Origin of the sequence: Clostridioides sp. ES-S-0010-02, from assembly GCA_020641055.1 — a bacterium.
Lineage (GTDB): Bacteria > Bacillota > Clostridia > Peptostreptococcales > Peptostreptococcaceae > Clostridioides.
In genome coordinates this window covers 467394-486687 of sequence record CP067345.1, presented here as the reverse complement: position 1 = coordinate 486687, position 19294 = coordinate 467394, and the positions used below count along the sequence as shown (strand labels likewise).

General features: G+C 26.9%; 18 protein-coding genes and 5 pseudogenes. 3 read left to right on the top strand and 20 right to left on the bottom strand.

Features of this window, described 5'->3' with window-relative positions:
* Nucleotides 1-651, bottom strand: coding sequence for a PadR family transcriptional regulator (locus JJC01_02730; GenBank protein ID UDN58797.1), 651 nt, complete (start codon nucleotides 649-651; stop codon nucleotides 1-3).
* 354 nt (nucleotides 652-1005) lie between these two features.
* Here JJC01_02730 and JJC01_02725 point away from each other — a divergent pair, with 354 nt between their 5' ends.
* Complete coding sequence (locus JJC01_02725; GenBank protein ID UDN58796.1) at nucleotides 1006-1221, top strand: TetR/AcrR family transcriptional regulator; 216 nt, start codon at nucleotides 1006-1008, stop codon at nucleotides 1219-1221.
* A gap of 126 nt (nucleotides 1222-1347) precedes the next feature.
* Nucleotides 1348-2487 (top strand): hypothetical protein, encoded by a 1140-nt coding sequence (locus JJC01_02720; protein UDN58795.1) that lies wholly within the window; start codon nucleotides 1348-1350, stop codon nucleotides 2485-2487.
* Between the two features lie 155 nt (nucleotides 2488-2642).
* On the opposite strand, the pseudogene JJC01_02715 reads toward JJC01_02720, so the two are convergent.
* The 5 genes and pseudogenes from JJC01_02715 to JJC01_02695 form a co-directional block, all read right to left on the bottom strand.
* Nucleotides 2643-2861 (bottom strand): annotated as a pseudogene (locus JJC01_02715) (MATE family efflux transporter).
* A gap of 384 nt (nucleotides 2862-3245) precedes the next feature.
* Nucleotides 3246-3785 (bottom strand): CDP-alcohol phosphatidyltransferase family protein, encoded by a 540-nt coding sequence (locus JJC01_02710; GenBank protein ID UDN58794.1) that lies wholly within the window; start codon nucleotides 3783-3785, stop codon nucleotides 3246-3248.
* A 28-nt stretch (nucleotides 3786-3813) separates the two neighbouring features.
* Nucleotides 3814-4605 (bottom strand): ABC-2 family transporter protein, encoded by a 792-nt coding sequence (locus JJC01_02705; protein UDN58793.1) that lies wholly within the window; start codon nucleotides 4603-4605, stop codon nucleotides 3814-3816.
* Nucleotides 4605-5459 (bottom strand): ABC-2 family transporter protein, encoded by an 855-nt coding sequence (locus JJC01_02700; protein ID UDN58792.1) that lies wholly within the window; start codon nucleotides 5457-5459, stop codon nucleotides 4605-4607. The genes JJC01_02705 and JJC01_02700 overlap by 1 nt, the downstream gene beginning before the upstream one ends.
* Entirely contained in the window at nucleotides 5446-6441 is a 996-nt protein-coding gene (locus JJC01_02695; GenBank protein ID UDN58791.1) for an ATP-binding cassette domain-containing protein, read from the bottom strand. The genes JJC01_02700 and JJC01_02695 overlap by 14 nt, the downstream gene beginning before the upstream one ends.
* 720 nt (nucleotides 6442-7161) lie before the next feature.
* On the opposite strand from JJC01_02695, the gene JJC01_02690 reads away from it, so the two are divergent.
* Complete coding sequence (locus JJC01_02690) at nucleotides 7162-8118, top strand: diguanylate cyclase (GenBank protein UDN58790.1); 957 nt, start codon at nucleotides 7162-7164, stop codon at nucleotides 8116-8118.
* Between the two features lie 200 nt (nucleotides 8119-8318).
* On the opposite strand, the pseudogene JJC01_02685 reads toward JJC01_02690, so the two are convergent.
* The 14 genes and pseudogenes from JJC01_02685 to JJC01_02620 form a co-directional block, all read right to left on the bottom strand.
* Nucleotides 8319-8671, bottom strand: a pseudogene (locus tag JJC01_02685) (RNHCP domain-containing protein).
* 478 nt (nucleotides 8672-9149) lie between these two features.
* Nucleotides 9150-10094, bottom strand: a complete 945-nt coding sequence (locus tag JJC01_02680; GenBank protein ID UDN58789.1) for an alpha/beta fold hydrolase — start codon at nucleotides 10092-10094, stop codon at nucleotides 9150-9152.
* A gap of 56 nt (nucleotides 10095-10150) precedes the next feature.
* Nucleotides 10151-10729, bottom strand: a complete 579-nt coding sequence (locus tag JJC01_02675) for a helix-turn-helix transcriptional regulator (GenBank protein UDN58788.1) — start codon at nucleotides 10727-10729, stop codon at nucleotides 10151-10153.
* 187 nt (nucleotides 10730-10916) lie between these two features.
* Nucleotides 10917-11339, bottom strand: a pseudogene (locus tag JJC01_02670) (hypothetical protein).
* A 243-nt stretch (nucleotides 11340-11582) separates the two neighbouring features.
* A complete protein-coding gene (locus JJC01_02665) occupies nucleotides 11583-12371 on the bottom strand; it encodes a recombinase family protein (GenBank protein UDN60232.1) in 789 nt (262 codons plus the stop codon).
* Nucleotides 12354-13951: pseudogene (locus tag JJC01_02660) on the bottom strand (ATP-binding protein). Before JJC01_02660 ends, JJC01_02665 begins: the two are co-directional and overlap by 18 nt.
* Complete coding sequence (locus JJC01_02655) at nucleotides 13923-14327, bottom strand: conjugal transfer protein (GenBank protein UDN58787.1); 405 nt, start codon at nucleotides 14325-14327, stop codon at nucleotides 13923-13925. The pseudogene JJC01_02660 and the gene JJC01_02655 overlap by 29 nt, the downstream one beginning before the upstream one ends.
* Nucleotides 14328-14487: 160 nt before the next feature.
* Nucleotides 14488-14901, bottom strand: coding sequence for a DUF3795 domain-containing protein (locus tag JJC01_02650; protein UDN58786.1), 414 nt, complete (start codon nucleotides 14899-14901; stop codon nucleotides 14488-14490).
* Nucleotides 14902-15120: 219 nt separating this feature from the next.
* A pseudogene (locus JJC01_02645) lies at nucleotides 15121-15781 on the bottom strand (hypothetical protein).
* A gap of 107 nt (nucleotides 15782-15888) precedes the next feature.
* Nucleotides 15889-16068, bottom strand: coding sequence for a hypothetical protein (locus JJC01_02640; GenBank protein UDN58785.1), 180 nt, complete (start codon nucleotides 16066-16068; stop codon nucleotides 15889-15891).
* Between the two features lie 203 nt (nucleotides 16069-16271).
* Nucleotides 16272-16775, bottom strand: a complete 504-nt coding sequence (locus JJC01_02635) for an antirestriction protein ArdA (protein ID UDN58784.1) — start codon at nucleotides 16773-16775, stop codon at nucleotides 16272-16274.
* Nucleotides 16776-16846: 71 nt separating this feature from the next.
* Nucleotides 16847-17485, bottom strand: a complete 639-nt coding sequence (locus tag JJC01_02630; GenBank protein UDN58783.1) for a hypothetical protein — start codon at nucleotides 17483-17485, stop codon at nucleotides 16847-16849.
* Between the two features lie 206 nt (nucleotides 17486-17691).
* The gene (locus tag JJC01_02625; protein UDN58782.1) at nucleotides 17692-17913 is read right to left on the bottom strand and encodes a hypothetical protein; all 222 of its coding nucleotides are present in this window, start codon (nucleotides 17911-17913) and stop codon (nucleotides 17692-17694) included.
* A gap of 68 nt (nucleotides 17914-17981) precedes the next feature.
* The gene (locus JJC01_02620) at nucleotides 17982-19169 is read right to left on the bottom strand and encodes an XRE family transcriptional regulator (GenBank protein UDN58781.1); all 1188 of its coding nucleotides are present in this window, start codon (nucleotides 19167-19169) and stop codon (nucleotides 17982-17984) included.
* Nucleotides 19170-19294 lie beyond the last annotated feature (125 nt).

Below are 19294 nucleotides of genomic sequence, written 5' to 3'. Positions count from 1 at the left end.
TTAGCTACCCCCTTTTCCTTGATTCTGACTATTGTTTGGCCACTCATTAATTAATTTCTTCTTTAAATTTTCAAACCATGCTATTTCAAAATTTGTCCTGTCAATTCCAAACTTTAAGGTCAATAACTCAAAATCAATTATATCTTGAATATCTCTTTGTATGTTGGAATGTTCAGTATCTTGTAAAAAGTGATTAAACTGTTCTTGATTTTCTTCTAGATAGGTAATATACTGTAATTTTGCAACATTGATGTCTTGTATTTTGATATTCTCCAACTGCTCTCTTTCCTTTTTGAGGTCAACAATATAAGATTGAATTAGTGACAATCTTTTTTGTGTTGGAACAAATCCCATAAAAAATAATTTACTTAATTCCATATCCTTCACTTTACCTGCAACCATAGACGTCTCTACCCATTCTAAAAAACATGCTTTTCCTGCATCCGTTAATGAATAAAATTTCTTATTGACACTATTTTCAACAAACTCTTCATACACTATCATCTTCTTTTCAAGCAACTTTTTTATTGCCGCTTGAATACTTCCCATACTGTTGCTACACATCGAAGTGAAATTCATTTCTATGACACTTCTCAGTTCATAAATTGTCAGCTTCTTAAGCATAAGTAATCCTAAAATAATTTTGTCCATTTTATTTACTCTCCTTTTATATTACTAATAGTAACATTTCTAATAGATAAAATCAATCACTAAAAAAGTCAAAGTAACACCTTTAAAATCGCAGTAATAATCTTTTAAGAACTCTAGAAAATTAATTTTATATAGATTTTATAGCTTTAATAAGAAAACATTAATAGTCTTAATGATAACACCTAGAATATTTTAAGATAAATAATTAAAGATTTGTATCATACTTCCACATGTGTAAGCTTTAATATTTTATATTATAAGAACAATATTCTGTTTATAATTGACTTTATCTAAATCGTATTATAAAATATAAACAGAACAATATTTTGTTTATTTGAATAAGATGCTAATTTTATGGCAAGAAAATCTGCTTTAGAAGGAGGAAAAAGAGAAGAAATACTAGATTCTGCTATTCAATTATTTTTAAAGTATGGGTATGAAATCATCTCTGTTAGCATGATATTAAATAAGGTTAATGGAGAAGTTGGAATGTTTTATCATTATTTTAGCTCTAAGCAAGAGCTATTTTACAAATCATTAGAGCATTTCACTATTTTACAAATTAGTTAATAATAAGGTCCAATAAAAATAAACAGCATACAGTTATTTCTGAATTTTTAGGTAGAACGTTAAAAGTTCCACCTCTTATATTTACAAAGTGAATATATAATAAAAACATTTTAAGGAGGTTTGATTATGAAAATTTTATTTATAAATTTACCTTTTTCTGGACACGTATACCCTACCCTTGGGTTAGTGGAAAAATTAGTGAATAGAGGTAATTCTGTAACATACTTACTAACTGAAGAATGGAAAGATAAAGTCTTAGAAGTGGGAGCTGATTTCCTTTATTATGAAGATAACGAAAAACTTTCTATTCAAATAAAAAATGTCTATCAAGCCTCTATAAAGGTAGCACATGAATTCGATTTAATTATTTATGAGCATTTTTTCTTTCTAGGAAAACATATAGCAGAGAGATTCAATAAACCTGTTATTAGGATTATTACTGCACCAGCTACTAATAAAGTTTTGATGAAAGAATTTATTAATTCGGGTGGCGTGTTAAGTGTATTTCGTTTTGAATGGGTATGTCGTAGATGGACTAAAAAAGTGTCAAAGGGAATTAAATTAAAGACTGATTCTTGGTTAAAAGAGATTACTGAAAATCCTCCAGAACTTAATCTTGTATATACTGTAAAAAAATTCCAACCATATGCAGAAGATTTTTCAGAAAATAAATTTAAGTTTCTGGGTACCTCTATTTATCAACGTAATAAAAAAAATGAATTTATATTGCCAAAATCAAAAAATAATTTGGTCTATATTTCTCTAGGTACAATTGTAAATAAAGCAATGTCATTTTACAAAAAATGTATCAATGCTTTTAAAGATGAAAATGTAACTGTCATTATATCTGTTGGTAATTCAATAAATATATCAGATTTAGGTAAGATACCAAATAATTTTTATATTTTCCCTTTTGTACCACAGCTTGAAATATTAGAAAAAGCAAGTGTTTTTATAACTCATGGTGGCTTAAATAGTGTTATGGAGTCTCTTTATTTTGGCGTTCCTATGGTGGTTATTCCGTTTATAAGTGACCAACCAACTAACGCACAGCAAATTGAACGCTTAAACTTAGGGAAAAAGATTTCTCACAAACACATTACAAGTGACATTCTTAAAAATTCTACCTTAGCTGTTCTTAATGATTCGACTATAGCTCAAAGTATATTGCTTATGCAAAAGGAAATTAGAAATGCAGGTGGTAATGAATTTGGTGCTGATTTGATTATTCAGTATATGGATAACAAAATGCTAAAAGAACGTTAAAATCGTACTGTTGTTAGGAACAAACTTGTCAATTAAGGAATGAATCCAAAGGAAAGAATACAATAAAAGCCCATAAATAAATGAAAAATCGTTACTTATGGGCTAAATGATGTACAATCGAAAAAGATATATGTTAATTATATTTATTATTGTATTTATATATAGTTATACTTATTCTTATATCTATATATAAAACTAACTGTTAAAAATAAGGTTAAAAGCTCAGCAATTGGCACTGCTAACCATATTCCATCTATATTCAAGATATTTGGTAATGTCAATAAACCTATAGTTATAAAACCAAATGTACGTAAAAAAGATAGTATTGCAGATATCTTTCCATTAGATAATGCTGTAAACATAGATGATGTAAACCTATACTGGTAATTAGTATTCCAATTATAGCTCCAGATAATATAGTCAAAGTAAAAATTTTCTTTGCTCCATCCATATCCATTCCCCATCTTGCAAGCTACAATAGCACTTCCTCCAGTAGCAAGCCTGGTTCCAAGTCCAACAATAATATTAATAATAGGACAGACAAGATTAATTGCAGATAAAGCATTTGTATCTACAATCGTATATAATCCCATAAAAATCATATATAATTATTTAAATAGAGTTTTAATATATCTTGCTATTATAATATCATATATGATAAGTATAATACCTTAATCTTTAATCTAATTATTTTTCATCTTTTAATCAATACTTACATAAATTTTAGTTTCTATTGTCTAGTATCATATGAAACAGGTTTATGAAATAAGTACTTCTATAATACTACTAATATCTATTTTTAACTCTTTAGATAATATATGTATTATTACTTCTTCAGTGGCTGAGATACTTGCTACAACACAAACTATACTTGCAAGTAAATTTGTATTCATAATATTATAAACTAAAGGTAAACAGAATAACATAAAACCAGATAATTTATTTCCATATGTATGTAATATAGCAAATGTGTTGTATTTACGAATCACTATAATTATTGATGTAATTCGAACAAGGACAATTGTTAATATCCATAATACTATATATTTTGAAATATTTATCACTGGAAGCATAATAATAAACATTGATATTACTAAACATATATCAGCCATACTATCAAGCCTTGAGCCAAGCTTACTTTCTATATTCATTTTTCTAGCTATATATCCATCAAGAAAATCACTTACTCCACACATAATATAGACTGTAAAAAATAAAGAAGAAAACATCTCTATTTTGAGCAAAGCTATTGATAAAATGATTCTAAGTATAGTAATAATATTTGCTATATTTTTCATTCCTTGTCACCTCTAAACTGAAAATTTATTAACTACTTGCACTTTTATAATGTTTCAGTCCTAATTTCCAAAACCTCCACATAAATACTGTAAATACAAATACAATACTAATTGAGTAGATTAATCCTTTTATTGTTAATGTCCCAGACAAAATTTGAGTTGGGATTGTTGACATAATTCCATATGGTAAAATCAAATAAAATAGTAGCTTAAAAATACCTTCATAAATTACACCTGGAATTTTCATATTCATTGGTAGTAAATTATCTTCCAATCTCATTATAGCAGAGGATGATATAACAAAAAATGGAATTGTCCGAAATATAATACACACATCATAAAAAAGCAATGTCATCAATAACACCATACATGTATATGCCAGTACCATAGCAAAAGTTATTTCTGAATTTAATCCAGATACTCCATATACAACTATAAGTATACTTGCCAAAATTAAAGGTGATGAACCGATATTAATATTCTCAAATGTCAATCTAAACAATGGGTCTATTGGCTTTGTAATATAATAATCTAATTCTCCTTCTTGAATTTTGCGTGGAATATCATAAATTCCAAAACAGAAAATGGTCATATTTATAGCATTTATTAATGAAAAAGTTCCTATAAATATTATCATCTCTCCACGCTGCCAACCTCCTATTGAATCTACATGAGAGTAAATGCCATTAAACATTAACAATTGTAATATAAATAATGAACTATCTACAAAAAATGCTCCAAAAAAATCAAATCTAAACACCATCATTTTTGATAATTTCATTTTTAGTAACATAAATATTATTTTAAATTTTTTTTTCATTATATCCCCACCCCATCAAATAGTGTTCTTATCTTCTTATAGACAATTTTATTTACTATAAAGAAGAATAAAACCCATAATGCTATAATAATCAGTCCTTGTACTGCATCATTACTATTTCTACCTATTAATAACATAGATGGTAAATAGGTTGTGTAATAAAATGGAAACAATTTCATAACATTTACTACAACTTCTGGCAAAAGAACAAGCGGTATCATTGTTCCTGTAACAAATTCAGTTATATTATCGATTATCATTCTAAAAAAACCAATCTCTAGAAATTTAAATGATAAAATTCCAATAAAGAAATGAAGCTGCATCATAAAAATAAGCCCTAAGAAAATCATCAAAATTGAAATTAAAATTTGTATTGGATTTGATGTAAAAGCAAAATCTATTTTAAATATAAAAATCCATACAAAAGCAGAAATCATATTAAATACTAAGTAAAAAAAGGTCATTCCAAAATTTTTAGCAAAAAAATAATTTTGTGCACCAATCGGAATAATCATGTATTTTGAAAATGTACCCAACTTTACACGATTGCATATCTCCTCACTTGTACTTCTTGACATATCAATACCTGATAAAAATGAACTTATTATATAATAAGACAACATTGAATTAAATGTAAAGCCAGAAACTATGTCATTTTCACCAAAAATTGCCTTCCACAAAATATAAGCAAATAAAATTTTTATAATAGTAAACATCATGTTAACTACTACATCAAACCTCCAAATAAGTTGTACTTTGAAATTAATTTTAGCTATTTCATAGTACTTTCTTATATTTTGTTTAAATCTATAAAACAATGATTGTCTTGAATATGCTTCATTATAGTTGTTCATAATACTCTTCACATCCTTCTTTGTATATTCGTTCTACAACATTCCCTATATCTTCTTCTTCAATTGTTACATCCTCAACATCATACTTATCAAAAATCCATTTAACAGTTTCATTACCGTTTTCTTTTGGTACAATTACTGATGTTTTATGTTTTGTTTGCTCAATAATCTTATAGTCTTTTGGAAATAAAATTTTAGTTTCATCAGTGAAGCTAACTGTTATTTTCTTATATTTTTGAAAATGATTAAATAATTCATCTGTAGAGCCATCATATATTTTATGACTATTTTCTATGACAATACTTCGACTACAAAGGCTCTTTATATCCTCCATATAATGAGAGGTAAGCATTATTGTAGTACCTTTTTTCTTATTTACTTCTTTCAGAAAATACCTAATTTGTTTTTGTGCCACTGCATCTAGACCTATTGTTGGTTCATCTAAAAATAAAATTTTAGGATTATGAAGAAGTGCTACAATAAGCTCCATTTTCATTCTTTCTCCTAAAGAAAGTGTTCTAACTTGAACATTTAGATAATCAGATACTTCAAACAACTCTATAAAATAATCCAAATTCTTTTTATACTCTTCATCAGATATATCATATAACTCTTTAAATAAAAGAAATGTATCTGCTGGCGTCAATTCAAAAAATAGCTGACTTTTTTGCCCCATAACAACAGCATATTGTTTTTTAAAGTTATTTTCTAACTTATTTGGATAATAACCCATGACAGAAATTTTTCCAGAAGATGGAGCAATAATTCCAGTCATTATTTTGACAAGAGTTGTTTTTCCAGCTCCATTTTTACCTATTAATCCAACAAATTCTCCTTCCTCTATTTTTAAATTAAGGGATGATATAGCTGTTTTTTCTGTATATTTTCTATTAAATAAAGATTTTATGCTTCCCATAAATCCTGGTTCTTTCTCAAATCTCCTATAAGATTTAGTCAGTTCATTAAGCTCAATAATACTCATTTTTATTGCCTCCATATCTTGTATTTTCTACAAAAAAAGTCCACAGGTATTCATATCTGCCTTTTTATGTGGTATACATATTTACCTACACAAAAACAGAAAACTCCTGTGGACTAGAAAATTTAATCTTTTCTATTTCAACATAATTATATTCAAAATAACACTATGTAAAATTAATAAAGGTGTAGCAGATTAAAGCCCACTACACCACAATTTAACAAAGTAATATATAATAATATTATTATTTGTTGTCATATGTTAGTTATCTATAAAGGCAGAACAAGACACAACAATTAAATGTATCAAAAATACACTTAAAAATTCTGATTAAACAGAATACCTATGCGTCTCCAACTATTTACTTGTTGGTTACCATTATATATAACTCCGACATCAAGCAAGACACTCCTTTACTAATATTATTGCTGATATTTTACCATAAAATTTTTTTATATTCAAGTATAATTTAAGATGCTCATATATTTAAATTTATTTTATTTCTTTACAATTGAAATTAAATTTCATTAATTGCTTTAAGAAAAATTTAAAAATACATTATTTACATCAGAAATTATTACCCTATGCTTCTTCTTATAAAGTACACTCTTGTACAAATCAGATGCAATTTTTTTAATTCTATATTATAATATTGTCACAAGCATCCAAATAAATAGTACTAACTAAAAGAATTATAAACTACAAATCTTAAGGGGTTACTCTATGGAAAATAATACAATACAAGAACAATTATGTGATTTATCAAAGAAAATCTGGCACATTTATATTTTAAATCCAGACGAGGATGGCTTACAATTTATCATGTCTTTATTAGATGATAATTTTACATTGTTTGGAACAGGAAAACATGAATTCTATACATCATTAGAGAACTTCATTATAAATCTTGAAAAAGACCAAATAGAATCAGAAGAAATAAATTTTAAAATTATAGATGAGTGGTACTCATGTACTAAAGTTACAAATGAAACTTTTATAGTATATGGAACTCTATGGGTAATAGAAGAAGAGTACTTAGAAAGAGACATCTATGTAGAAATGGATACTCGATTTACTATGGTATATAAAGTTATAGATGGTAAAATCACACTGCTCCATATACACCATTCTATTCCAAACTTTGATCAGGTAAAAGATGAATACTATCCTAAAACAATAACTGAAAAAGCAAAAGAAGCTCTAGCTATGGCTAATGAATTTAAGTTGAAATCAGAAAAAGACCTTATGACTGGATTATATAATCGTCATTTTTTTGAAGTACATATAAAAGAAATGCTAGAAACTACTTCATGTGGGTATTTTTATATTTTTGATTTAGATAATTTTAAACAAATAAATGATATATTTGGTCATATTAGAGGAGATGAAATATTAATACAATTTGCTAATGTTTTGACTAAAGTGTTTACCAATAATGCTATTATTGGAAGACTTGGAGGAGATGAATTTGCTGTATTTGAATATATCAATCAGTCTAAGGAAGATGTTGAAAATAAAGCAAAAAAAGTTGCAAAGTTATGTTCTGATATCAATTCTTGCTCTATAGGCATATCAAAACTAGAAAGCAACTTAGATACGTTTCAATCTTTATATAAACAATCTGATTATGCTCTATATTATACAAAAAGAAACAACAAAGGAAAATTTAGTTGGTTTTAAGCAGTATTATTTGATGTATTTGTAATATGAATGCTAAAGGAACATAAAAAGTACACAGACACAGAGCTGATATACTGCTATCGCCAACAAGTTTATCGGCTCTGTATCTGTTCATCTGACTATCTGATAACTAGAACTTCAATAAATAAGTAGCCTTTCAATCCATCAACAAATGAATAAATATGGTAGAACAACTGCACTCAGGTTTGAAATATCTTATTTATTTTTAGAATGTTTTTTAATGATTTTATTTGTTTTTGTAATGTTTTTGAATTTCTTTTCCTTCTCTGCAAAATAGTTGCCCACTCACCATTTTTTCTCACCCATACTCCAATGTGTTCCATATTACCATCACAATCTGTGGCACGATCACTAGGAATAATATCCACATGAAACTGTGTAGGCAATGAGTACAGTGATTTCTATGTTGTATCCCAGAGCCTTCTGAAACTACAAAGCAAGCACACTTCGTGCAAATAAAATTATCTAGACAGGTGTTATCCTGATAATAAGTTCGCTTTCTATTTGGATAATTCCTTTTTGAATCCTCCATATCTTGTGTTTACTACAAAAAAATTCCACAGGTATTTATATCTAACTTTTTATGTGATATACATATTTACCTACACAAAAATAGAAAACTCCTGTAGACTGGAAAATTTAATCTTTTCTATTTCAACATAATTATATTCAAAATAACTCTATGTAAAATTAATAAAGGTATAGCAAATTAAAGCCCACTACACCACAATTTAACAAAGTAATATGTAATAATATTATTATTTGTTGTCATATGTTAGTTATCTATAAATGCTGAGCAAGACACTCATTCACTAATATTATTACTGATACTTTACTATAAAATATTTTTATATTCAAGTGTAGTTTAACATACTCATATATTTAGGTTTGTCTCATTTCTTTATTCTATAGCATTTAGGAGTCTTTTCAAATCTAATATTCACTTAATATTAATTTTTTATAATAAGTATTTTTTATATTTTTCCTTATGGCAATACATAAATATAATTCTATAAATTTGTTATTTCATAACATTGTTCCAAAAACATAATACAAGTACTACTCATTTTATTCAATCCATTTTCTTCTATTGGAAAATGCCCTGCACCTTCAAGCATCGTAATCTTTTTATTACCTATTAATCGGTCAAAAAACAGTTTACTTAATGATACATCTGTCCAACAATCATTTTCAGGATGAACTAATAACACTGGACAATAATTAAATTTTTCTGGCTCTATATTAACAGAAGGGTTCAGCATCCCATATAAAAAAGATATTGTTACTTTGCTCCCAGAAGATTTTTTATCCTTAATAAGAATTTCTGCTAAATCCTTATTATTTACAATTTTTTTCATATTTCCCACTAGTTTAATAGGTATCTTGAAATTAGGAAATAACTTATTTGCTATAGGTAGGTATTTTTTACTTACTTTTCCTATGAATGGTGAAATAGCTGTTTGTTCAATTATTATTGGAATACGTTGGTCTAAAAAACAAGAAGCCATTAATGCATAGATATTTTTACAATTACATGCCACTTGATATGCTAAAAATCCACCTGCACTTAGTCCAAATAATGATATTTTTTTACCTTTATCTTGAAAGTAGTTAACCAAAAAAGTTCCACAGTTAACCCATGTATCATAAGTGATTTTAGAAACACTTAATATTTCTGTATTCCCATAAAGTGGCAAATCTGGGCAAATGACTTCATATCCTGCTTCTACTAAAGGTAGAGACAAACTTGAAAGTAATCGTCCATTCCCACCAACCCCATGAAACATAATGATAGTACCCTTGTGATTATCAACTTTATAATGGTCAATGTGAATATTTATTTCTTCCCATTTTATAAAATATTCATTAGGTAAATTTTTTTCTCTTAACTGATTATTTAAAGGTAAAAAGGATTGTACTAATTTCCATTCTGTTTGATTTTTATAATATTGCATATTTTACGAAGCTCCTCTCATTTTAGTTAATGATATTTTGTTTTTAGATTATATCGTTATATTTGTCCAATTAATCCCGTACAAAGTATTCGGAATATTTTAGAAAATTGTGAGTATACTTCATATGAATCATCATACTCAATAAGTATATATTTAATACAATCTATTAACATATTAATTATCATTTTAGAGTAATGAAAATCAGCTATATTTAAATGCCATTTTAGATGATTACATAAATTATTAATAATTCTTTCTTTGTAAACTACTAAATCAGTACTTTCTAGCTTAAGAAGAATAATCATATTTTTATTTAGAAAATATTTAAATCCACTTTTTTCTAAAAAGTTATCTAAATCATCTAGATATAGTAAAGCCGATTCCTTTGTTATCACTTTATTTTCTTCTAAACAAACGTGCTTTGATAGATTTTCCTCAACTACATTAATTGTTGGCATTATTATAAATTTTAAAAGTTCTTCCTTATTAGGATAATAATGATACATATTTCCAATAGACGTATGAGCTTTTTTCGCTATAGTTCTCATAGAAGAATTTTCATAACCTTTTTTTAAAAATTCGTTTGTTGCAACTTCTGCAATTTTCTTTTCTATTTCTTCTTTTTTTATTTGCATCTTTAGTAATCCTCCTAGAAATATCATACTTGCAGATAATAATAATTACAATGTATGTTCATTATTAAAAAACAGAATTTTAATTTTGTTCATTATTGAATTATGAAATAGAAAAAAGACTCCCTAAAGAGCCTTTCCTGTTTTATTGTTTAAATCTTAATATATACATTACTATTGCTTGATTATCTTAGCTACAGTTTCCACATGTCTCATTATTAGTATATGAACACTCCTTTTTATTATCGTTATTATCTTTTGAATACGCTTCTAACGGACTCTTATTTATAAATTTATGTCCATCTTGTTTATCATCAAAGCCAGTTTTATAAACAAAAGTTATTTTATAAGGATCAACTATACCATCTTCATTAATAGCTCTAACTATAACCTTATCTACTATGCTTTCAAATACATATCTATAAAATTTTTCTAACACTTCATTTCTTTCAAGTGTCTTTCTAAATTCCTTAATTCTTGCTTTTATACTCTTTTCATTTATTAATGATGCTTTAAGAGTTTATTTCTCTTTACTAGGTTTCTTTATTTCAACTGTTAAATCATCATACTTTTCTTCATATGATTCCTTATCAATTATATCTTCTAATCTCATATCTATGAGTTTTTTTCTTTTCTTATCTAATGTATCTATTTGTTTCTCTAAATCTAGAAATCTCTTTTCAACATTACTTTCATTTAAAGTATCTGATAATCTAGCTAAAAATTCTTCAAGGACTTGTTTATTATCCCCACATAATTGTCTATAACTTTCAATAAAAGCATCTTCAAATACTTTTTCTAGAATCCCCTTACTATGTTCACAATATTTCTTTCCCTTTTTAGTTGAAACAACACATTACCATACTACTTTAGAATGATTAGTTCCACTATGCCAACATCTTCTTGTAAATGTTCCTCCACAAAATGCACACTCTATCATACAACTAAATGAATATTTTCTACTATACTTCTGACGTTTAAATCCTTCTGTTTCATGTGACCCTCTTGGAATACTTCTTTTTAATCTTATAGCCTGAGCTTTATCAAAAACTTCTTCACTCACTATGGGCTCATGATGCTCTCTTAGATAAAATTGATCTTCTTCTCCATAATTTTCTAACCTGCATTTTGATATAGGATCTAAAGTAAATGTTTTTCCTAAAAGTACATCCCCTTTATACTTTTCATTTTTTATTATACCTAGTATAGTAGATTCATGCCATGTAGAACTTCCTCGTTTAGTTTTATACCATAATTGTTCTAATTCATTACCAATTAGCCTTCCTCCAGCACCTTCGATATATCTATTAAATATATATCGAACTATTTCTGCTTCTTCTTTATTAATAGTTATGCTTTTGTCCTCTACATTATAATCATATTCTAAGCATCCCTGAAAACCAACAAGCTCGCCTCTACTCATTTTCATCTTCAGTCCTTTTTTTACATTTGCAGAGATATTTTCAACTTCTTGTTGTGCTACAGAACTTAACACTACTAATAATAGTTCACCATCCATTGTTAAAGTGTTTATTTTTTCATCTTCAAAATAAACAGCTATATTTTTTTCTTTAAGCATACGAACATATTTTAAAGTATCTAATGTATTTCTAGCAAAACATGATATTGATTTAGTAATAACCACATCTATTTCACCATTCATACAATCATTAATTAATCTTTGAAAATTTGTTCTCTTAGAAATTTGAGTTCCTGTTATTCCTTCATCAGCATAGATATCAACAAAATTCCATTCATTATTTTTTTAATTAAATCTGTATAATAAATTAGCAAATGATTTCCCACCTCCCAATGAACCTAAAAATGCTGCTGCCAATACATTAGTTACAGAACCTTTTACTCCTTGGCTTGCAAGAGCTGGTTTCAGATATACATTTCTTCCTGTATCTAAACTATATCCAATATATATTCCTTCATTTTCTCCAAGCTGTTGAGTTGCTCCAAATCCTAAACCTGCTAAAAAATTACTAGTTACATATTGTATATAATCATTTATATATCTTTTGCTTGAAGGTATAAATTCATTGTGAAATCCTATCATATCTCCCATTGGACGTACTAACTTTACATTTAAATCATCATAGAAATCTTTAACCTCATCACAACGACGTTTTAATTCATCAATGCTATCTGCTGATACTCTAATTACATAACTTAACTTATACATCGATTCTTTTGTTTGATCTAAATTATTTTCAAGCTCATTTATAGCATCTAACGCTTCTACTACATTTGTTCCTGTTTCATTCCCTGCATGCCAAGCATGATTATCTAAATCTTTTAATTCTTTTTTTTTATTTCTAACCGTAGTTAAAGCCTTTTATTTGTTACAATTTCAACATTCATACTAGTATCAATAGGAAATGTAAACTGTTGTTGCTGATAATAAAATATCTCACTAGATGGAAAATCCATTTCTACAATAATACTTTCAATAGTAAAATAAGCTACAAAACTTTCTGAATCCTCATGTATAATTTTTAAGTATCTTTGCTTCTCTTCTATAAGACATCTAGTTTGCTTTATAAGATCGTATTTCTTTACTAATGTTTCTCCTTTAAGTTTCTTTGTAGGTAAATGGTATTGATAATCTTCAAAAGCTGTGCCTTTCTTTCCATAATTATGTTCAATTAAATAGCCAAAATCATTTTTATCTAGCCTTCTAACTTTGAATCTTCTTAAGATTTTATTTTCTAATAACTTTTCCATTTTTGAAAATCTCATAATTTCATCATTGTTTATACTGACAAAATCACCCATCAATTTATTATTAACATCATATATAAAATCTGATAGATTAGCTAATACTGACTTTTTTATATTCTTTATATTCATTTCTTCTTCTGTAACTAAAGGCTTAAATCCAATAAAAAAGCGATAATCAATTTGATTATCGCCAATCATAGAAACAAGTGCTTCTGTTTGCTTGTCTATTTTTTCGTAAGCAATTTCTTTTAATTTTCCTGTGATATTTTTCTTTGACCTTTCTTGTGTAGATCTTATAGAACTTTCAGTTGCTATTTGAAGTGCATGAATTTTGCCATTTCTATTTTGTGCTATTAATTGCCTAAAACTATCGTGTACAATAAATTTTTGTTCTGCTGATAAGAATGAATAGTTATATGATATTAATTCTTAATAAGCAAAACATTCTCCTTCCTTATTAAGTACAAGATTATTTTCTATAGATTTGATTGGGAACATATAACTCACTCCTTACTATAGTTATATTTTCATCAATAATTTTACTTTTAAATTTAATACTTTTTCCTGCATATGTTATTTTAGCTCTAAATGAATATAAGATTATTGACTTTAAAAATCCATAAGGTTTCTTTCCATCAAAAGTCTTTTGAGACATAAACCAAGTTATAAAAACTGGTATTCCAAAGTATTTTAGAAATGCTCCTTCTATCATAGCTAATGGGGGTAAATTACCAAATAATATAATTATAAAAAGTATTAATACAAACCATGTCATTTGTGTAAAAGTAACTGGAAATGGCAGTTGAAAATCATTTATTGCATAAATAACTTTCTCTACATTCCAAATACCTGTATATGACTTAATTTTTTTCAAATATACTCCTCCTTTTTATTTAGTCTCTTTTTAAAATTAAGGTTGATATTGGACATCAAAAAATGGACAAGGTTAATTGTCCACTTTTAACTCGCAAATATTAATATTATTCCTTAAATTCTAATCGTTAAATTAGAATTTGTTGAAATAAAGATTATACTCATTTTACTCCCCATTGGCATTCGCTACATTCAAGGTCATGAATAGAAATTATTCCATCACAGATAGGACACATAAATGTTTCTTTTTGTTGCACCATAAAGGCATTCAAACCATTTTCTTTTACAAACAGGCTATTCGCTACAAGACTTGCACGATATCTAGTATTGTAACTTTTTTCAAAGTTTTTAATCAGCTTACATGGGTACTCGTTACACTCATAACAATATGAAATACCTTTTTCATGAACACAGTCTTTAATTTTGCACTTATGACAGTGTTCGGGTTTTCCAATATCGCTGTTCAAGCAACCTGCACATGGTTTTTTATGATAGCAATGCTTATAGCAAACCATACAGTTCATTCCACAAGGAGCAAACATAATCGTCTCTATCGGTTCTTTCGGCATTTTCATAATAATTCCCCCCCTTTGTAGAATTATATAAATTCCCTCACTGAACGTCAAAATTAACAGCTAACTTGTGATCAAGATTAGCTTTAGTAGAATATAAAAGATCCATATCAAACTAATGCTCATAATCCGCCTGATAAACTGGAATTTTATCAAGTATAGCTAAAAAAACATAACTTCTCAAATAATTTTATTACCATATATTTTAAATTATTTTTTATGTTATATATTAGGAATTAGCCTAAATGATTTATCTATAAATTCCATAATTGCATCATACATCTTAGTAATATCTGTATATTGCAAATAAATCTGTTTATCTTCATCCCTATATCCTATAGAAAACTTGTCAAATTTTTTAAAGTCTTTTTCTTTAACTACTCTTCCACCATTATGAACAATCATATGCATCTCTTATTTCTGTTATATATTCCCATTTATCAGATTTGAATCCTTCTATCTTAATCCCTTCCTTTATACATTTTGCAGCTCGCTCTAAACCACTCCCCTTTATATCTTTTAATTCCTTTTCGATTTTATATACATTATGATAAAGTCTACAAAGTGTATTAACTGCTTCTTCTAACAATGAAACCATTGTTAATAATAAAGAGTACTGTGTTAGTAAATCTACTCTACATGAATGCAATGTACCACTTGTCATCGCCCAACATTCGGTTTTAAAATCATTTATTTTAGTAGCTTCTCTTACAATTTCTCTATACCCCTCTGATATAGCATCTAAAGCAATCTTATTATTCTCTATTACATTTCTAAATGGATAAAAATCGCAATGTGCTAAATATAATGCCATACTTCCTGGATTGTTCATATCATAATGACTCATATCAGGAAATTTTACATCACTATCTATACTATACATTTTCTTCTCCTTTTCTATTACGCAAATTCTTTATATGTTAACTATAAAATTCTAATTTGTCTATCTCATATTATACTCGTAATAAAAAGTTTCAATAAATTATTTTTTTAGCTTAAAATTTTTATACAAACAAAAACAGCACATGAAATTACAGCTAATACAGGTATTATTAGATGTCTTTTTTTCTTTGTTTCCTTATACTCATAAATCTCAGATATTGTCTGTGCTATAAGCATTATTAATATAAAATTAAATCCCACTTTGCTGTTAAAATGCAAACATTCCACAAAGTGCAGCAACACCTCTTACTGTGGTAATTATTTTTTTCATTATCCTTCCTCCTAATTTTTTAATAATCATGAAAGTTAATGATTCTTCTTTCTCTTGTTCTGAGAATGACTTTGCTTATGCTAATAATAGATGTGACTTTTAAATATACTTATATTATAACAAATATCACCAATCAACACTTAATCAAAACTATTAATTTTTAATTTAAACACTCAAATACCCCATGATTAGTTACTACAAAACTACCGCTTATTTCTAAATCACATCTATATGATTCATAATCAATATAATTTTGTAAACTAACTGGTACTTCTCCTAAAGCCCCAGTTTCTTCAATAAAATATCTAGCTACATCTGTCATATCATCACAATCTGGATAATAAATAATGTCATCTTTATGTTCATATAATTCCTCAAAGCTAGAGAAAAAAGCTATTTGAATATCATTTATTGATTCTCCTATATCTGTAGATGCTAATTCTTCTGCCATAGAACATAAGCTATTAATTTCTTCTATAGATGTATATTCACTAATTTCAAATGGTAACTCCCAATCATGTATTGCATATTCTTCATATTCACTATTTAATCCTATACGCTCCTTCAAATCATCCCAATCAATCGGTGGTGTAAACCAATCACCAACTAATTCACCTTCATTGTATTTTCCTAAGTTTGCAATATATACTCTCATTTCTTCCATAGTATCATCTCACATTCTTTTATTTAATTTGGATATAAAAAAGCAGTAGATTTTTATCTACTGCTTTTTTCTTATCTTTCAGAAAAAGATTTATAAATTTCATCATCTGTTCTTTCTTTATTCGGATCATCTGAAAAGAAAAAACTCAAATTCATATCTCTTTGATACTTTTTATATAATTCAGGTCGTAATGCTTGTGCTTTATTACTATTTTCAATACTTCTTACGTTAGGAGATCCATCTTCCCTTTTCCCATTTCTCCTTACATCATAACAATATATCGCATTAGGATTTCCACCTTCTACTTTACTTCCAATTATTCTTCTTTCAACATCGCTTTTATTTATAATTTTTTCCTCTGGAATATACTTAGCAAATATTTCAGAAAAATCATTAAATAAATCTCTATTTGCAAATCTATCTTTTATTCCAAAAAAATCGCAAAATTCTTGATTGCTTCTAAAGTAAACATTAAAGAAATCTATATAGCCAGTAATTGAATTATGTATATTATCTAATTCAATAAACTCTATTCTAGCCACAGCATATTTACTAGGTTTATGTTCTCCTTCTTTATATTTTGTAAGTATAACAATATAAATTTTATCTTTATACTTAAATTGAAATGAATCAATAACCCATTGCTTCTTTCTCATATCATTTAATAACTTCGGTAAATTTTTAAATCTTATTTCTTCATGTTCTTTCATAATACTCTCCTCTTTCAAAATAACATTACAATAAGCTATAGACTATATTTACATTCACATAAATAAAATTTACTGGTTAATGTTTGTACTTAAAAGAACGTCTAATATCTAATAAGTTATTTATTAACTAAAAAATCTATATACTTATTTTACCATTTCCTTTATTTTTTAAATTATACCATCTTTTAATATTACATAACAATACATTATACTCCCATTATTTTATTAAATAACTCTAATAATATATTTTTAACTCCACTAGAATTAAATCCTAAACCTACTGCAATTAATGCAACAACTAAAAATCCGATAAGTTTTGAAAACTCTCTTTTGAATCCTAGATATACACCAATTACAACTATAGCCGTTAATACTAATGATTGTGCATTTGATAAAAACCAGTTATATAAATTTTGACCAAAATTCATTTCTCAAATCTCCCTTCTTTTTTATTAAATCTATATTGCTTTATCTATTGAAACAACTACACTTTCTTTTACTCATCATAGATAATATCTTCAATGTTCACTGAATTTTGTTCAATTATTTTTTTATGACGATCTGTTAAGTTTGCATATTTTATTAAATCTTCAATTAATGTTGTATTATTCAAGACATCTAATCTTTTAATCGTTTTTAAAGTTGGTGCAACCTGCCTTGATAGCCAGTTTAAAGTTTTATGAATATTATACGGTTCTGGATTTGTTGTTAGTTTTAACTTAGCTCTACCTTCACCAATAAAATAACTCCACTGATCATTAGTTTTCCATTCACTTCTATTTTTCTCATCCTCTTTATCAACAAAACGTATATAACGATTAATAATTGAAAATGCTGTCTTTTCTTCATCTCTATTTGCTAACAAATCAACTGCTGCATGATATGCTCTTTCATTTTTTAACCTTATTTCAAATCTATTTTTTATTTTTGCTTCATCAATAGGTATATCTAATTTTATATATTGCTCATAGTCTTTTTCATAGATACAAAAGTAGACTTCACTTTTTAATGAAGCAATATATAAGGTATTCCCCATACCAATTTTCTCATTTCTTCTAACCAATTCACCTGACCTATAAGATTTGAAACTACGAAATACTGAAATGCATTCTTCATTATTGCATTTATTAACTAATTCTTTTATATCTAATATTCCTGTCATATCATTAATAGCAAGATCCATTCTCTTCATAACACCGCCAGCTAATAATGCATCTAATAAAAAGTCATACCATGATCTATGTTGTGCTAATAAGAAATTCTCAAATTGCCTGCAACCTTGTCCTTTCAATTCTATTAAAACTCCTTTTTCTATGTCTTGAGATACTAAAACAAATATATTACCTATAACATAATGCTCTGAATAAGAGTAAAATCCATAATCCTCATGAATCATATATTCAAGCTTTAATTTCAATATATTATTAACAACATTTTCTACATCTGTTGTTGGAAATCTTATTCTTATATAGTCAATCATCATCGTAAGTGGTAATTCTGGATTAAATCTTCCTAACGATTTAATTAATTTTTCTTTTATCCCATTTTTTATTATTATTTTCCCACTTTCTATTTTATTTAAATATTCTCTCATAATCCCTACTGATAATGCTAATTTATTTTGAGAAACTCCATATTCAATCCTTTTATCTTTTAGATTTTCAATCCATTCTTCTGTACTCAATCATTTGTCCTCCTATAAAAAAGGTATGTGAAATAACCTTTGATTTTTTCACATACCCCTAATCTCTTGAAACCTTGTTTCTACCTTGCTTTTATAAGTTTTACTTAAATGGTTTTAGTCGATTT

Bases quoted from the DNA above. Each gene is read 5' to 3' on its own strand.
- JJC01_02730 (UDN58797.1), bottom strand. From the start codon at position 651: ATGGACAAAATTATTTTAGGATTACTTATGCTTAAGAAGCTGACAATT.
- JJC01_02725 (UDN58796.1), top strand. From the start codon at position 1,006: ATGGCAAGAAAATCTGCTTTAGAAGGAGGAAAAAGAGAAGAAATACTA.
- JJC01_02720 (UDN58795.1), top strand. From the start codon at position 1,348: ATGAAAATTTTATTTATAAATTTACCTTTTTCTGGACACGTATACCCT.
- JJC01_02710 (UDN58794.1), bottom strand. From the start codon at position 3,785: ATGAAAAATATAGCAAATATTATTACTATACTTAGAATCATTTTATCA.
- JJC01_02705 (UDN58793.1), bottom strand. From the start codon at position 4,605: ATGAAAAAAAAATTTAAAATAATATTTATGTTACTAAAAATGAAATTA.
- JJC01_02700 (UDN58792.1), bottom strand. From the start codon at position 5,459: ATGAACAACTATAATGAAGCATATTCAAGACAATCATTGTTTTATAGA.
- JJC01_02695 (UDN58791.1), bottom strand. From the start codon at position 6,441: ATGAGTATTATTGAGCTTAATGAACTGACTAAATCTTATAGGAGATTT.
- JJC01_02690 (UDN58790.1), top strand. From the start codon at position 7,162: ATGGAAAATAATACAATACAAGAACAATTATGTGATTTATCAAAGAAA.
- JJC01_02680 (UDN58789.1), bottom strand. From the start codon at position 10,094: ATGCAATATTATAAAAATCAAACAGAATGGAAATTAGTACAATCCTTT.
- JJC01_02675 (UDN58788.1), bottom strand. From the start codon at position 10,729: ATGCAAATAAAAAAAGAAGAAATAGAAAAGAAAATTGCAGAAGTTGCA.
- JJC01_02650 (UDN58786.1), bottom strand. From the start codon at position 14,901: ATGAAAATGCCGAAAGAACCGATAGAGACGATTATGTTTGCTCCTTGT.
- JJC01_02635 (UDN58784.1), bottom strand. From the start codon at position 16,775: ATGGAAGAAATGAGAGTATATATTGCAAACTTAGGAAAATACAATGAA.
- JJC01_02630 (UDN58783.1), bottom strand. From the start codon at position 17,485: ATGAAAGAACATGAAGAAATAAGATTTAAAAATTTACCGAAGTTATTA.
- JJC01_02625 (UDN58782.1), bottom strand. From the start codon at position 17,913: ATGAATTTTGGTCAAAATTTATATAACTGGTTTTTATCAAATGCACAA.